The following is a 13,838-nucleotide window of genomic DNA, read 5'->3' on the forward strand; positions in this document are numbered from 1 at the left end:
ACGCCCTGGTCCTAAGGAAAGCCAGAAAAGGATCAAAAGCCTAGAGTCGGCCGAATATAGTCAAACGGCTTTAATGAAGCGTTAGAGGATGGCTCCTAAGCTGCTGCACAAGAGCGCAACGTAAGTGTGGTCTTTGAACCGGCACCGTTGCGCTGCAGCCCAGTTCAGTGAGGATCCGCCCCCATGCGTTTTCAGGACTTCCGCATTGCTACGCGCCTCGCCATGGTCGTGCTCATCGCGATGGTTGGCATGATCATCATCGGCGGCGTCGCTGGCTTCAATCTGCGCCAGACGCTGCTCGAGGATCGCAAGATCAAGACACAACATGTCGTCGAGGTCGCCCATGGTGTCGTGAATTATTTCGGCGAGCTGGCCAAGGCAGGCACACTAACGGAAGATCAGGCCAAGTCACAGGCGATGGTTGCGCTCGAGCAGTTGCGCTACGACGAGAAGGAATATTTCTGGATCAACGATATGACGCCGCGGATGCTGATGCATCCCTTTGCCAAGAAGCTCCTCGACCAACCAACACTGGCCGAGCTCAAGGATCCCAACGGCAAATTCATCTTCTCGGACATGCTGGCCGTCGTCAAAGCGCAGGGTGCGGGTTTTGTCGATTATATGTGGCCGCAGCCGGGCGCCGAGCAGCCGGTCCCGAAAATCTCCTATGTCAAAGGCTATGCGCCCTGGGGATGGATCATCGGCTCGGGCATTTATATCGACGACGTGAACAAGATCTTCATGGACCAGATGCTGACCCAGGGTGCCATCATCATCGGCATCATGGTGCTCACAGCGCTCATCAGCGCCCTGATCGCCCGCAGCATCTCGCGGCCCTTGGCGCGCACCACCGGCAACATGATGCGCCTCGCTGACGGCGACAAGAGCATCACCATCGAAGGCACCGAGAACAAGGCCGAGATGGGCGCGCTTGCGCGGGCCCTTGCGGTGTTCAAGGACAATGCCCTGGCGATGGATCAATTGGCGCTCGAACGCGCCGCACAGGATGAACGTGCCCGCGCCGAGAAGCGGCAGGCGATGCTCGATCTGGCCGACAATTTCGAAAGCTCGGTCCAGCATGTCGTGGGCCAGGTATCAGCCGCCTCGGTCGAGCTGCAGACATCGGCCCAATCGATGGCTGGCAACACCGACCAGACCACCAACCAGGCAGCGCGTGTATCGAGCGCCTCGGAGCAGGCCTTCGGCAATGTGCAATCGGTGGCGGCAGCGACCGAGGAGCTCAGCGCCTCGATCAGCGAGATCAGCCAGCAGGTCACTCAATCGACCAATATCGCCTCGAAGGCCGTGGCGGAAGCGAAGCAGACCGATCAGACCATCAATGGCCTGGCGCAGGCCAGCCAGCGGATCGGCGATGTCGCCAACCTCATCCGCGACATTGCCAACCAGACCAACCTGCTGGCACTCAATGCCACCATCGAGGCTGCCCGCGCCGGTGATGCCGGCAAGGGCTTTGCGGTGGTTGCCTCCGAAGTGAAGAACCTCGCGAACCAGACGGCACAGGCGACCGAAGAGATCACCGGTCAGATCAGCAGCATCCAGGGGGCCACCGGCGAGGCGGTGACCGCCATTCGCGGCATCACCAACACCATCACCGAAATCGACCAGATCGCCAGCGCCATCGCGGCGGCGGTGGAGCAGCAGGGGGCAGCTACCCGCGATGTCTCGCAGAATATCGCGGGCGTGTCCGAGGCCTTGACTGAATCCGGCCGGCTTGCCGAAGGCCTGCTTGGTGCTGCCTCCGATCTCTCGCGCCAGGCCGATGTCATGCGCACCGAGATCAGCCGCTTCGTCGAACGCGTGCGCGCGTCCTGATCCATCACCTCAGGCGGCGCCCAGTGCGCCGCCTGACGCTGATCAGCCCGGTAGGCCCAGGCCAGCGCCGGCCGGCGGCTCTGAGCGGCGTGGAATGTCCAGGTTACAGCCCCGCGCCCTTGCGCTATGGTACGAACGCGCTCGCATCGGTGCCCATCCATCTTGCCGGCCAATCCTGCCGGCCCGGCCTGGCCGGGTGTCCGTCTGCTTAAGCCCGCGCATCGGAGAAACTCAACTAGGGAGACGTGCCGTGGCTAAAGGTCAAATGAAGAGCAATCGCGAAAAGAAGAAACCGAAGCAGGACAAGGTGAAGTCGGCACCGGCCGGCACCGGTTTTGCGTCGGCCACCTCCAACCCGGCTTCCTCGGGCTATTCCGGCAAGAAGAAGTGAGAGGGGCGCGAACAGCGCCCACTTTCTCCAAACAAAACCCCCGCACGATGGCTCGTGGCGGGGGTTTCGTTTGAGTTCACCATGCAGCCGCCAGGGCCTGACGCAAATGGGCATCGGCATGGGTTCTGGCCGCCATCGAGACGAGCTGGCGGGTGTGAAAACCAGCCTGTTCCGCAGCACCGGCAAGCCGGCTGCATTTTGCCAGATCGGCGAAGATCTCCACGAGCAGCGCCGCATAAGGGTCCGACACGCGCGCACAATGATCGCGCGCCCGAACCAGCCATTGCAGGGCCGTGTCGTGTGCGTCCGTGGCAGCAAAGGTCAGCGCCATGGCCCGGGCGGTGGCGGCTTCCCAGCAGGGATCGCCCAATTGACAACTCAGCGCGAAGGCGTCCTCCAGCCCGGGACGCAGCGATACCGGATCCACTGCCAGCCTTATCTGCGCTTCGGCCAGGAGAGCGAGCGGCCAGGGGCGAAAGGCCAGCCAGCGCATATCGTCGCATTGCCCGAGGCAGTTTGTCAGCCATTGCCGCGCCATGTCCGGTTTGCCGGCCGCCAGCTGTCCCCATCCACCCATGCCCAAGGCCCATATTTCCCGCCGGCGATTGCCGGCGCTGCGGGCATGGTCCAGCGCCATGTCATACTGCGCGAGGCCATCTTCGACCTTGCCCCAATCAACCAGATTGAAGGCGATGACGGCATGAATGCCGGCAAGGCTGTCGTGACTGCCATCGGCGCTTTCAAGAGCTGCCTGCAGTATCTTGGCAGCGGCGGGACGGCGCCCGGCGAGTGCGTCCACATAGCCGAGTTCGCGCTGACCGGTCGCAGCGATGTCGTGGGCGCCGCACTGCCGGGCATGTTCGACGGATTGTCGCAGGAGGATGGCGCCTTCGTCGTCATAGCCCCGTACCGAATGAACCAAGGCGGCGCCCAACTCCAGCAGCGCTTTCGCTTGCAGGTAGCGATCCTTGATCAACTCGGCATCGGCCGCGGCGCGGCGCAGGCAATCGAGACCGGCCTCGACGGCACCGGCGGACAAGGCAGCGACACCGGAATTGATGAGGGACTCGATGAAGGTCCTTGCCGGGATGCCGCCCGGTGGCGCTGCGATCGTCCGGCGCGCGGCGCTGCGCAATGCCGGTGACGGCTTCTCGCCAATTTCAGCGAGGAACATGCGCTCAGTTGCGTCGACATGTTCCAGCGCCACCTCCGGTCGTCCACTCAGGGCGAGACTCTTGGCGAGCAGGATATGCGCACTTTCTTCGAAGGGCCGGCGGCGCACGCCGAGTTCGGCAAGACGGATGGCGCGGTCGTAATTGCCGGCTGATATGGCGACCATCGTCTCCTGCCGGAGGCGCGCATCGACGCGGCCGGCGGTTCGCTCTCGTTCGATCAGCAGCCAGGTCGTGAACTCGGCGCTGGCGCGGGGCTCGACGTCTTCAAGCAGATTGCCGGCATTTTCGACAGACAGATCGCCCTCTTCGATATGCTGGACATCAACATGGGTGCCGACCGGCAGGTTCGCCATGATCGGGTCGCCGGAGAGCGTCTCACGGCCGATCGCACGCCGCAGCGACGCGAGGCACCAGCGCACCGAGCCGAGAGGATCGACCGTATCGGGAAACAATTCAGCGGCAAGGTCACGCCGGTATATCGGCCGCTCGGTGAGAAGGATGCGGGCCAGCACGGCCCAGGCTTGATGGCCACGGACCAAGCGCGGCTCGCGCTCGTCATCGGCCATGATGGTGGGTCTTCCCAGAAGGCGGATATCAAGGCCCATCGCCCGCAATCACTCCCGTGCAATCATTGCCATAGCGGCTTCGAAATCTGTTCTGCATCGGGTCACATGGCCGTTTGCGCAACCGTGTGACGGCCGGGATCGGAAAAACCGGCGCACCCCACGATCGCGCCATCGGCCTGCTGCAATGATGCAGGCGTCCGTCCAACAGCCAGTCTGTTCAACAAGCGGACTGTTCAGCAATAGGAGATTCATTCATGCCAAAGTTTCTCATCGAACGTAACATTCCAGGAGCCAGCATGCTGACCCGCGACGAGTTGCGCGACATCTCAGCCAAGTCCAACGCAGTCGCCGCCGGGCTTGGCGAGCCCTATACGTGGCACACCAGCTATGTGGCCGGCGACATGGTCTATTGCGTCCATGAAGCCAAGAGCGCCGATGTGATCTACCGGCATGCCAAGGAAGGTGGCTTTCCTGCCGACAAGGTCACCAAGATCGAAGCGGAGATCGGCCCGAAAACGGCCGCCGCCTAGCGCTTTTTCACGGCCAAGCGCCAATCCGCGGCCTGAATCGCCGACTCCCAGTTCGGGCGATCGTTGGTCTCCCTGGAGTCGCTGCGCCGTGAAGCCGCAAACGAAAACCCCCACCCGAGATCTCTCGCGGCGGGGGTTTTCAATTTGGTGGACCCAAGCGGGATCGAACCGCTGACCTCCACAATGCCATTGTGGCGCTCTCCCAGCTGAGCTATGGGCCCGAAGATCGGGTGATCGCCGGACGGTGCCCAAATCAATCCTTGGGGCCGTCTCCGGGTGGGCGATCGAACGGGCTGGAACCTAAGTGGCCGACGCCCGGAATTCAAGCACAAAAAAGGACAATGATATCAAAGGCTCGATATCAACGGCAGTGCTGACCGCTCAGCGTTCGCCCTCATCCTCGCCTTTCTCGATGGCTTCCGAGATATCTTCATCATCTTCGCCGAGTTCGGAGGCGTCCTCGAGGACCACATCCTCCTCATCGCCCAGATCCTCCTCCTCGACATCGGTCTCGACATCGACCACGGGATCGTCGATCACGGCGGCCTTCACCGGCGTCATCTTCTCGGCGACGCGGCGGCGGCTTTTCATGACGGCGTCGGGATCATAGACCGTCTTGCATTTCGGGCAGACGATCGTTGCCTTGCGCATGTCGTAAAAATGCGCACCACAGCTTGGGCAAACGCGCTTGGTGCCCCATTCCGGCTTGGTCACGTGATCTCTCCGCTGAATTCCATCTCGGGGTGCCAATTGCCATAGCCCTTGCGGCCTGTCAACGCCCTCAAACGGCCGCCGAAAGCGGCCCCCCTTTCTGCGCGGATGTCCACTGGAAAGCTGTATTTCCGAGGTGGCTGCAGGAACCTCGGAACGGCACTAAATCGGTCTTTTTACCGAATCCGGGTTTACGCCGGGCACCCCGCCTGTGCTAGAGAAACGCGCCCCTCTTGCGCAGAGGGCCCGATTTCTTTGAGAGGCCGGAACTGGCATGAGCAAGCATGAGTCGAAACCCCGCGCCCTCACCTCGGGCACTGGTGGCGGATTGCGCGGCAGGTTGCGGGTTCCCGGCGACAAATCCGTGTCGCACCGCGCGCTGATGCTGGGGGCCCTGGCCTTGGGCGAGACGGAGATTCATGGCCTGCTGGAGGGCGAGGATGTGCTGCGCACCGCCAGCGCCATGCGCCAGCTGGGTGGTGAAACCGAGAAGGGTGCCGACGGTATCTGGCGCGCGCGGGGCCGTGGCAATGGCGGCCTTGCGGAAGCTGCCGATGTGCTGGACCTCGGCAATGCCGGAACCGGGACGCGCCTCTTGATGGGTCTGGTGACGCCCTATCCGATGACGACCTTCTTCACCGGCGATGCGTCGCTGCGCTCGCGGCCGATGGCACGCGTGACCGATCCCCTGCAGTTGATGGGCGCCCGCTTTGCCACGCGCAGCAAAGGCCGTCCGCCGCTGGCGGTCATCGGGACATCGTCCCCCCTGCCCATCACCTACAAGCTGCCGGTCGCCAGCGCCCAGGTGAAATCCGCCATTCTGCTGGCCGGCCTCAACACGCCGGGTATCACCACGGTGATCGAGCCGGAAGCGACGCGCGATCATACGGAGTTGATGCTGCGCGGCTTCGGCGTCGACGTGAAGGTTGAGGAAACGCCTGAAGGACGGGCGTCTTCGATCATTGGCCAGGTGGAACTCACCGGCCGCAAGATCATCGTGCCGGGCGATCCGAGCTCCGCCGCTTTCCCGATCGTGGCCGCGCTGATCCTGCCAGGATCCGAGATCGTCATCGAGAATGTCGGCCTCAACCCGCATCGCATCGGCCTCATCGAGACGCTGCTCGAGATGGGCGCCGCGATCGAGATCGAGAATGCGCGCATCGAGGCGGGCGAGAAAGTGGGCGACCTCAAGGTCAAGCATTCGCATCTGAACGGCGTCACGGTGCCGGCATCGCGCGCGCCGTCGATGATCGACGAATACCCGATCCTCGCCGTGGCGGCGTCCTTCGCCGAGGGCGAAACGAAGATGCTGGGCCTTGGCGAGTTGCGCGTCAAAGAGAGCGACCGTCTCGGCGCCATGGCGCGGGGCCTCGCCGCCTGCGGCGTCACGGTCGAAGAAGGCCCGGACTGGCTGAGCGTCAAAGGGACCGGCAAGCGCCCCAAGGGTGGCGCCCATATCGCCGTCAATCTCGATCACCGGCCGGCGATGTCGTTCCTGGTTTTGGGCATGGCCGCCGAGAAACCGGTCAGCATCGATGATGGCAGCCCGATCGACACCAGCTTCCCGGGCTTTGCCGACCTCATCAATGGGTTGGGCGGCAGTATTTCGGCGGTGAAGGGGTGAGCGTTTCGCAATGACCGGCAAGCCCTTCGTCATCGCCCTCGATGGACCTGCCGCGGCCGGCAAGGGGACCCTTGCCAAGCGGCTGGCCGCCCATTTCAACCTTGCTTATCTCGATACGGGGTCGCTCTACCGGGCGGTGGGCCTCAGCGTTCTGCGTCAGGGCAAGGACCCGACCGACCCGGTTGCCGCGACGGAAGCCGCCAGGAATCTGCCGGCGGAGCTGCTCCAGGACCCCGATTTGCGCTCGGCCGCGGCGGGCGACGCCTCGTCCAAGGTGGCGGCCATCCCCGGGGTTCGGGCCGCCCTCTTCGATTGGCAGCGTCGATTCGCGGCCGACCCACAACCGGCGGGGGATGGACGCCCATGTTCCGGCTCTGTTCTTGACGGTCGCGACATCGGGACGGTCATCTGCCCCGATGCCGAGGTGAAGATTTTTGTGACGGCTAGCCCCGAAGCCCGCGCCAACCGGCGCCTCAAAGAGTTGCAAGCGCGCGGCGAGAAGGCTATATACGCCCGGGTTTTAGAGGATATCGTGGCCCGCGACGCCCGTGACACAGCGCGCGCCGATGCCCCGATGAAAGCGGCCGAAGATGCCGTGCACCTCGACACCTCGGATCTCGACATCGATCAGGTCTTTGCGAAAGCCAAAGCGATCGTCGATGAGCGCCTGAAACCGTCATAGGTCTTCAGCGCTGATTGCGGGTTTCGATTTTTCAACGCGTACCCAAGACCGCCGGAGACAACCGGCTGGCCGGAAAAAATGTTTGTGAAAGGAACTACCTCTAATGGCTAGATCAGCTACGGCGCGTGTCGCCACCCATGAAGTTGCCGCTGCGAAGGAAAGCTTTGCCGCGTTGCTCGAAGAATCATTGGGCTTTGCCCAGGGCCTCGAAGGCTCGGTGCTCTCCGGCACCGTTGTCGGTATCGACGGCGAATTTGCCCTCATTGATGTTGGCTTGAAGTCCGAAGGCCGCGTGGCCTTGCGTGAGTTCGGTGGCCCGGCCGGCAAGGCTGAAATCAAGGTCGGCGATGTGGTCGAGGTGTTCCTCGAGCGCATGGAAGACAAGAACGGCGAAGCGATGCTGAGCCGCGAGAAGGCGAAGCGCGAAGAAGCGTGGACCGCCCTCGAAAAGCAGTTCAAGGACAACCAGCGCGTCACCGGCGTGATCTTCGGTCGCGTGAAGGGTGGCTTTACGGTCGACCTCTCCGGCGCCGTCGCCTTCCTGCCCGGCAGCCAGGTCGACATCCGCCCGGTGCGCGATGTGGGCCCGCTCATGGGCACGCCGCAACCGTTCCAGATCCTCAAGATGGACCGTGCGCGCGGCAACATCGTCGTTTCGCGTCGCGCTGTGCTCGAAGAGAGCCGCGCGGAAGCCCGCAGCGAACTCGTCGCCAACCTCAAGGAAGGCCAGGTCCTGCAGGGCGTCGTGAAGAACATCACCGATTACGGTGCGTTCGTTGACCTCGGCGGCGTCGATGGCCTGCTGCACGTCACCGATATCGCGTGGCGTCGCATCAACCATCCGTCGGAAGCCTTGCATATCGGCCAGAACGTCAACGTTCAGGTCGTGCGCTTCAATCCGGAAACCCAGCGTATCTCTCTCGGCATGAAGCAGCTCGAGGCGGATCCCTGGGAAGGCGTTGCCGCGAAGTACCCGGTGGGTGCGAAGCTGAAGGGCCGCGTCACCAACATCACCGACTACGGCGCGTTCGTCGAACTCGAGCCGGGCATCGAAGGCCTGGTCCACGTCTCCGAAATGAGCTGGACCAAGAAGAACGTGCATCCGGGCAAGATCGTCTCGACCAGCCAGGAAGTCGAAGTGATGGTGCTCGACGTGGATCCCACGAAGCGCCGTATCAGCCTCGGCTTGAAGCAGTGCATGGACAATCCGTGGTCGTCCTTCATTGATAAGCATCCGGCCGGTTCCGAACTCGAAGGCGAGATCAAGAACATCACCGAATTTGGTCTGTTCGTTGGCCTCCCCGGCGAGATCGACGGCATGGTCCATCTTTCGGATCTCGATTGGGATCGTCCGGGCGAAGAAGCCGTCCAGGATTTCAAGAAGGGCCAGATGGTCAAGGTGAAGCTGCTCGATGTGGATATCGAGAAAGAGCGCATCAGCCTCGGCATCAAGCAGCTCAAGAAAGACAACTACGCTGAGACGGCCGGCACCCTGAAGAAGGGCGACGTTGTCACCTGCACCGTGACCGCGGTCACCGATGGTGGTCTCGAAGTCACGGTCGGCGACGGCATCTCCGGCTTCATCAAGAAGATCGACATTGCCCGCGAACGTGGCGAGCAGCGTCCCGATCGCTTCGCCGTCGGCGAAAAGGTCGATGCCAAGGTCACCCAGAACGACGCCAAGACCCGGAAGCTCACGCTCTCGATCAAGGCGCGCGAGATGGAAGAGGACAAGCAGGCGATGGCCGAATTCGGGTCGTCCGATTCGGGCGCGAGCCTCGGCGACATCCTCGGTGCGGCCCTCAACAAGGCCAAGAAGACCAAAAAGGGCGACGACGAGTAACTCAAATTTGAGTAATTTTGTTGCGCCCATGACACGGTAACAGTGTCAAAACACGTCAAGACGGGCCGGGAAGGGCGACCTTTCCGGCCCGTTGTCGTTTGAGGATGACCTTTCCGCCAAAAAACATAGAGAAATGAGCGGCTTATCCTTGACGAGGCCGCTTTTTCCCGGCACGCTTGCGCACAATATGGGCAGGGGATGCGCCCATGGCCTTGGCGGGCAAGGAAAATGACCGTTTGGGCCGGGGGCGGATGGGGACCGAAAACATGACCAAATCGGAATTGATTCTGCGCATTGGCGAGCTCAATCCACACCTTTACCACCGGGATGTGGAACGCATCGTCACAGCCATCTTCGAAGAAATAACCAATGCGCTGGCGCGGTCGGACCGTGTCGAGCTGCGCGGCTTCGGCGCCTTTTCGGTGAAGCAGCGTGACGCCCGCAAGGGCCGCAACCCGCGCACCGGGGAAACCGTCGCGGTTGATGAAAAAGTGGTGCCTTTCTTCAAGACCGGCAAGGAACTGCGCGACCGGCTCAACAGCCGCGCCGAACCGGCGCCCAAGGCCGGCAGCGGCAGTGAACCAGCCCAGCCCGGCATGACACAGCCTGCCAAGGACCCCGGCGCCGGCAATTGATGCTCCATGCCCGGTGATCGACTGGAATTGGTGGGCGCTGCCCGAAAAGCTGTTGCGGCAGTTGGATAGAAGCAAAGCCCATGAAGCGCATCACCTGGATCGTCACCCTGCCTGCAGCCCTGCTGGTGATTCTGTTCGTGTTGATGAACCGGCAGGAAGTGGTGCTGAGCCTGTGGCCGCTGCCCGGCGAGACGCCGCCGCTCATTCTGTCGGTCCTGCTGTTTGCGACGGCGGTCATCGGCTTCCTGGTCGGCGCCTTGGCTGCCTGGCTATCCGCCGGTGCCACGCGTCAAAAATTGCGCGCCGCCAATCGCGCGCTTGCGGAAACGCGTGACGAGATCGCGATGCTCCGACGCCAGCAGACGCAGCCAGGGAGCCAGACAGGACGCATCGAGCGACGGCCGCCGCCGGCACTACCGCCCGCGGCCTAAGCAAGCGCGGCGGCATTTGAACAATGTCGACAAGGCATATCGCTTGAATTTACCGAAAGTTGCGGTGGTTGCGAGACTCTGTCGTTGCGCCTATCGTGATGGCATCCCGAACGTTCCAAGACAGGTCCCACATGATTGAACGCAGTATCGGCTTGGCCGCCTGGCTTGCGATGGTCTATCTCGGCCTCGGAATCAGCAGCGCCCATGCGTATCTGGATCCGGGGACCGGTAGCATCATCCTGCAGGCGGTGATCGGTGCCGTCACCGGCGCCCTCATCGTCATCAAGCTCTATTGGTACAAGCTGAAGCAGTTGTTAAAAGGTGACGGCAAGCATGGGGCAGGCGGCGGCAACGAGGGTGGCGACAAGGGCCAATCGTGACCGACGCGGTGCGTGACCCAGGATCGTTCCGCGATCCCAGCGGCCATGTCTATGATCATGAGGGGCGCATTCTCCGCACGGTCATGCCGCCGGCAGCCGAGAGCTATCGCGCGCTCCGCGATTCCGGACTGCTGGCTGATCTCACAGCGCGTGGCCTGTTGCTGCCGGCGCAGGAGATCGATCCGGCCACGGTCAACCTGACGGGTCCGCTGCCAGCCCATCTTCTTGAACATCCGCGCCTGCCTTTCGTCTCCTACCCCTATGAATGGGGGTTTGCATCACGGCGTGCGGCGGCCTTGAAGCATCTCGACCTTCATCTGGCAGCCCTCGACAAGGGCTTCACCCTCAGCGACGCCAGCGCCTATAACATCCAGTTCCGTGGACCCGAACCGGTCTTCATCGATCATTTGTCGCTGCGGCCCTATCGGCCGGGCGAGATCTGGGCGGGCCACCGGCAGTTCTGCATGCAGTTCCTCAATCCGCTGCTGCTCGAGGCCAAGCTCGATATCAGCCCGCAAGCCTGGCTGCGCGGTCAGATCGAGGGGATCGATCCTGGCGATCTTGCAAAAATGCTGCGCTGGAAGCACAGACTATCCTGGACCATTCTCGCCCATGTCTTCCTGCAGGCGCGCTTTCAGTCGGGCGCGCTCGGCAGCGCGCGGCAATCAGAGGCGAAACTGAAGCAGGCGCAATTACCCTTGCCGGCATTCCGGAACATGCTGGTGTCCTTGCGCGACTTCATCAGCGGCCTGGTCCGCCGTGGCGGACAGACCGTCTGGTCCGACTATGCCGGCCATACCAGCTATGCCGACGCTGAAACCGAACTGAAGCGCGCATTCGTCGCCGCCATGGTGGATGCTGTGAAACCAGCGCGGCTCATCGATCTGGGCTGCAACACCGGCGACTATTCAGCACTGGCCCTGGCCCATGGCGCCGGTACCGTGATCGGCTTCGATTTCGATCTCGGCGCGCTCGATCAGGCTTTTGCGCGGGCGCAACGTGACCGGCTCTCGTTCCTGCCATTGTGGCTCGATGCCGCCAGCCCCAGTCCCGATCAAGGCTGGGCGCAGCGCGAGCGCAAGGGATTCGCCGCGCGCGCAAGGGTCGATGGGTTGCTGGCACTGGCGCTGCTCCATCATCTGGTGATCGGCCGCAACATACCGATGGACGATGCGGTGGAATGGCTGATGGCGATGGCGCCGCAGGGCGTCATAGAATTCGTCCCGAAAAGCGATCCGATGGTGCAGCGCCTCCTGGCACTCCGCGAGGATATTTTTCCGGCATACGATGAAGCAGCCTTTCGCGCCGCGGTCGAACGTCGCGGCCGCCTCCTGCGGGCGGAACAGCTTTCGCCGAGCGGTCGCCTCCTGATCTGGTACGAGCGGACAGGCGGTGCTGCGTGAGTGTCGCGGGTAGGTCCATCCACCGCGATGGTCTCCTGGCGCGGCTACCAATTCATCCACTGTTCCTGCCGGTCTGCTTCGCCCTCACCGTCTATGCGCGCAACCGATACGAAGCGGATCTTGCGGGTGTTCTCTGGTCATGCTGGCGCTGGTGTCGGGCGCGATGGTGTTGCTCCTGCTGCTGCGTCCGTTCTACGGCACCTGGCGCCGTGGCGCGGTGGCGGCCAGCGCCATTCTGTTCTATCTCCTCTATGAACCCAGTCTTCTGTTCTGGCTTGAGCCGAGCAACGGCCTCAGCGTCGCGATCTTTGCCGGCGCCACCCTGTTGCTGCTGATCGTGCTGCTGCGTTTGTGGCGCAGCCCGACGCGTGCAGCAGGCTTGACCCTTGCCTTGAATGCCATTGTCCTGGTCGCACCCTTGCCGGACATCTGGCAGCTTGCCAACTGGGCCGCAGAGACCCGATCGGCCACCGTTGCTGCCAGCGAGGTCTTTCCCGATCTGCCGCTGCCGGCCGTTGCCGGCATGCGCGACGAAGACCAGCCGGACATCTGGTATCTGGTACCGGACCGGTACAGCAACGAGGCCATCCTGCGCGGCAGCTTCGGCTTCGATAACGGCCCCTTCCTCGCCACCTTGCGCGACAAGGGATTCACGGTCGTCGACAACGCCCATGCCAACTACCAGCGCACGGCCGTGTCCATGGCCTCGACCCTCAATCTCGACTATCTCGACCCCTTGTATCAGTATCCTGAAATTGATGGGCGCGACTGGCGACCGCTCTATCGAACGCTCACCGACAACCGCGTCAGCCGCTTTCTCGATCGGCTTGGCTATCGGATCTACCGGTTGGGCTCCCATTGGGAGCCGACCAGACGCGACCCTTACGCGGATGCGCATTTCAATGTGTTCGACATGCCGGAATTCGGCCAGCGCCTCCTCACGGTGACGGTGCCGGGGCAACTTGCCTATGCGACCGGGTTCGGCGCCATCGATGGCTGGCACGCCCATTGCCAACGATTGCAGCGACAGTTCGACGATCTGGTGGCATTGGCCGGGCGCGATGAGCGCAAATATGTGCTGGCGCATCTCCTGATCACGCACCCGCCATTTGTCATGGATGACCGGGGGAACTGTCTTGCGCGCGCGCAAGCCAGCGCGCGACCGGGCGGACAGCCTTATGTCGACAGCGTGAAGGTCGCCAATACGCAGTTCACCAGGCTGATCGATGCCATCCAGGCAGGCCCAAGACCAGCCGTGATCGTGCTCATGGCGGATGAGGGGCCATGGCCACCATCGATGACGCTGCTGAAGCCCGCGACCTTCGCTAGCAGCGAAATGGTCGATTGGACGACCCTTTCGCCCGAACAACTCGACCTCAAGATGGGCATCCTGATGGCGGTCCATCTGCCGAAGACCCTGCCATCCAACGCGGCGACTGACGATCCATTGCCGCCATCGCCGGTCAATGTCTTCCGCATGATCTTCAGGCGATATTTCGATATGCCGCTGCCGCCCCTGAAGGACCGCCATTTCATCTACCGCAGCGATGAATCGATTTATGATTTCATCGACGTGACCGATCGGTTGCCGAAATGAAGCGCGACAGGTCAGCGACATTCCACAGTGAGGCTTC

13 protein-coding genes and 1 tRNA gene are annotated in these 13,838 nt (G+C 62.7%); 11 read left to right on the top strand and 3 right to left on the bottom strand.

Translation table 11 applies throughout. From position 1 onward, the window contains the following. The first annotated feature begins 183 nt into the window (after nt 1-183). Nucleotides 184-1,833, top strand: coding sequence for a cache domain-containing protein (locus IPK59_14685; GenBank protein MBK8159951.1), 1,650 nt, complete (start codon nt 184-186; stop codon nt 1,831-1,833). A 250-nt stretch (nt 1,834-2,083) separates the two neighbouring features. After that, nucleotides 2,084-2,224: a hypothetical protein gene (locus IPK59_14690; GenBank protein ID MBK8159952.1), complete on the top strand. Its 141-nt coding sequence runs from the start codon at nt 2,084-2,086 to the stop codon at nt 2,222-2,224. 76 nt (nt 2,225-2,300) lie between these two features. On the opposite strand, the gene IPK59_14695 is transcribed toward IPK59_14690, so the two are convergent. Then, complete coding sequence (locus IPK59_14695; GenBank protein ID MBK8159953.1) at nt 2,301-3,965, bottom strand: hypothetical protein; 1,665 nt, start codon at nt 3,963-3,965, stop codon at nt 2,301-2,303. A gap of 254 nt (nt 3,966-4,219) precedes the next feature. Here IPK59_14695 and IPK59_14700 point away from each other — a divergent pair, with 254 nt between their 5' ends. Next, nucleotides 4,220-4,495: a DUF4242 domain-containing protein gene (locus IPK59_14700; protein MBK8159954.1), complete on the top strand. Its 276-nt coding sequence runs from the start codon at nt 4,220-4,222 to the stop codon at nt 4,493-4,495. A 145-nt stretch (nt 4,496-4,640) separates the two neighbouring features. Here the strand turns inward: IPK59_14700 and IPK59_14705 are convergent. Next, nucleotides 4,641-4,716, bottom strand: a tRNA-Ala gene (locus IPK59_14705). Nucleotides 4,717-4,876: 160 nt separating this feature from the next. Further along, nucleotides 4,877-5,209 carry a TIGR02300 family protein gene (locus IPK59_14710; protein ID MBK8159955.1) on the bottom strand — a complete coding sequence of 111 codons (333 nt, stop codon included), beginning with the start codon at nt 5,207-5,209 and terminating at the stop codon, nt 4,877-4,879. 271 nt (nt 5,210-5,480) lie between these two features. Between IPK59_14710 and aroA the strand changes: the two genes are divergently transcribed. The 8 genes from aroA to IPK59_14750 all read left to right on the top strand — a co-directional run bounded on the left by aroA (nt 5,481) and on the right by IPK59_14750 (nt 13,801). Then, entirely contained in the window at nt 5,481-6,830 is a 1,350-nt protein-coding gene (aroA, locus tag IPK59_14715; protein ID MBK8159956.1) for a 3-phosphoshikimate 1-carboxyvinyltransferase, read from the top strand. A gap of 10 nt (nt 6,831-6,840) precedes the next feature. Continuing rightward, nucleotides 6,841-7,512, top strand: a complete 672-nt coding sequence (locus IPK59_14720; GenBank protein MBK8159957.1) for a (d)CMP kinase — start codon at nt 6,841-6,843, stop codon at nt 7,510-7,512. Nucleotides 7,513-7,615: 103 nt separating this feature from the next. Further along, nucleotides 7,616-9,355, top strand: coding sequence for a 30S ribosomal protein S1 (gene rpsA, locus IPK59_14725; GenBank protein ID MBK8159958.1), 1,740 nt, complete (start codon nt 7,616-7,618; stop codon nt 9,353-9,355). Between the two features lie 266 nt (nt 9,356-9,621). Further along, nucleotides 9,622-9,990 (top strand): integration host factor subunit beta, encoded by a 369-nt coding sequence (gene ihfB / locus IPK59_14730; protein MBK8159959.1) that lies wholly within the window; start codon nt 9,622-9,624, stop codon nt 9,988-9,990. A gap of 80 nt (nt 9,991-10,070) precedes the next feature. Then, entirely contained in the window at nt 10,071-10,421 is a 351-nt protein-coding gene (locus tag IPK59_14735; protein MBK8159960.1) for a LapA family protein, read from the top strand. A 131-nt stretch (nt 10,422-10,552) separates the two neighbouring features. Next, nucleotides 10,553-10,801 carry a hypothetical protein gene (locus tag IPK59_14740; protein MBK8159961.1) on the top strand — a complete coding sequence of 83 codons (249 nt, stop codon included), beginning with the start codon at nt 10,553-10,555 and terminating at the stop codon, nt 10,799-10,801. Nucleotides 10,802-10,809: 8 nt separating this feature from the next. Then, nucleotides 10,810-12,204 (top strand): class I SAM-dependent methyltransferase, encoded by a 1,395-nt coding sequence (locus IPK59_14745; GenBank protein ID MBK8159962.1) that lies wholly within the window; start codon nt 10,810-10,812, stop codon nt 12,202-12,204. A 139-nt stretch (nt 12,205-12,343) separates the two neighbouring features. Then, nucleotides 12,344-13,801, top strand: coding sequence for a hypothetical protein (locus tag IPK59_14750; GenBank protein ID MBK8159963.1), 1,458 nt, complete (start codon nt 12,344-12,346; stop codon nt 13,799-13,801). The last annotated feature ends 37 nt before the right edge of the window (nt 13,802-13,838 follow it).

The organism is Rhodospirillaceae bacterium, assembly GCA_016712715.1.
Classification (GTDB): domain Bacteria; phylum Pseudomonadota; class Alphaproteobacteria; order Dongiales; family Dongiaceae; genus Dongia.

Bases quoted from the DNA above. Each gene is read 5' to 3' on its own strand.
- IPK59_14720 (MBK8159957.1), top strand. From the start codon at position 6,841: ATGACCGGCAAGCCCTTCGTCATCGCCCTCGATGGACCTGCCGCGGCC.
- IPK59_14735 (MBK8159960.1), top strand. From the start codon at position 10,071: ATGAAGCGCATCACCTGGATCGTCACCCTGCCTGCAGCCCTGCTGGTG.
- ihfB (MBK8159959.1), top strand. From the start codon at position 9,622: ATGACCAAATCGGAATTGATTCTGCGCATTGGCGAGCTCAATCCACAC.
- aroA (MBK8159956.1), top strand. From the start codon at position 5,481: ATGAGCAAGCATGAGTCGAAACCCCGCGCCCTCACCTCGGGCACTGGT.
- IPK59_14685 (MBK8159951.1), top strand. From the start codon at position 184: ATGCGTTTTCAGGACTTCCGCATTGCTACGCGCCTCGCCATGGTCGTG.
- rpsA (MBK8159958.1), top strand. From the start codon at position 7,616: ATGGCTAGATCAGCTACGGCGCGTGTCGCCACCCATGAAGTTGCCGCT.
- IPK59_14700 (MBK8159954.1), top strand. From the start codon at position 4,220: ATGCCAAAGTTTCTCATCGAACGTAACATTCCAGGAGCCAGCATGCTG.
- IPK59_14750 (MBK8159963.1), top strand. From the start codon at position 12,344: ATGCTGGCGCTGGTGTCGGGCGCGATGGTGTTGCTCCTGCTGCTGCGT.
- IPK59_14695 (MBK8159953.1), bottom strand. From the start codon at position 3,965: ATGGCCGATGACGAGCGCGAGCCGCGCTTGGTCCGTGGCCATCAAGCC.
- IPK59_14740 (MBK8159961.1), top strand. From the start codon at position 10,553: ATGATTGAACGCAGTATCGGCTTGGCCGCCTGGCTTGCGATGGTCTAT.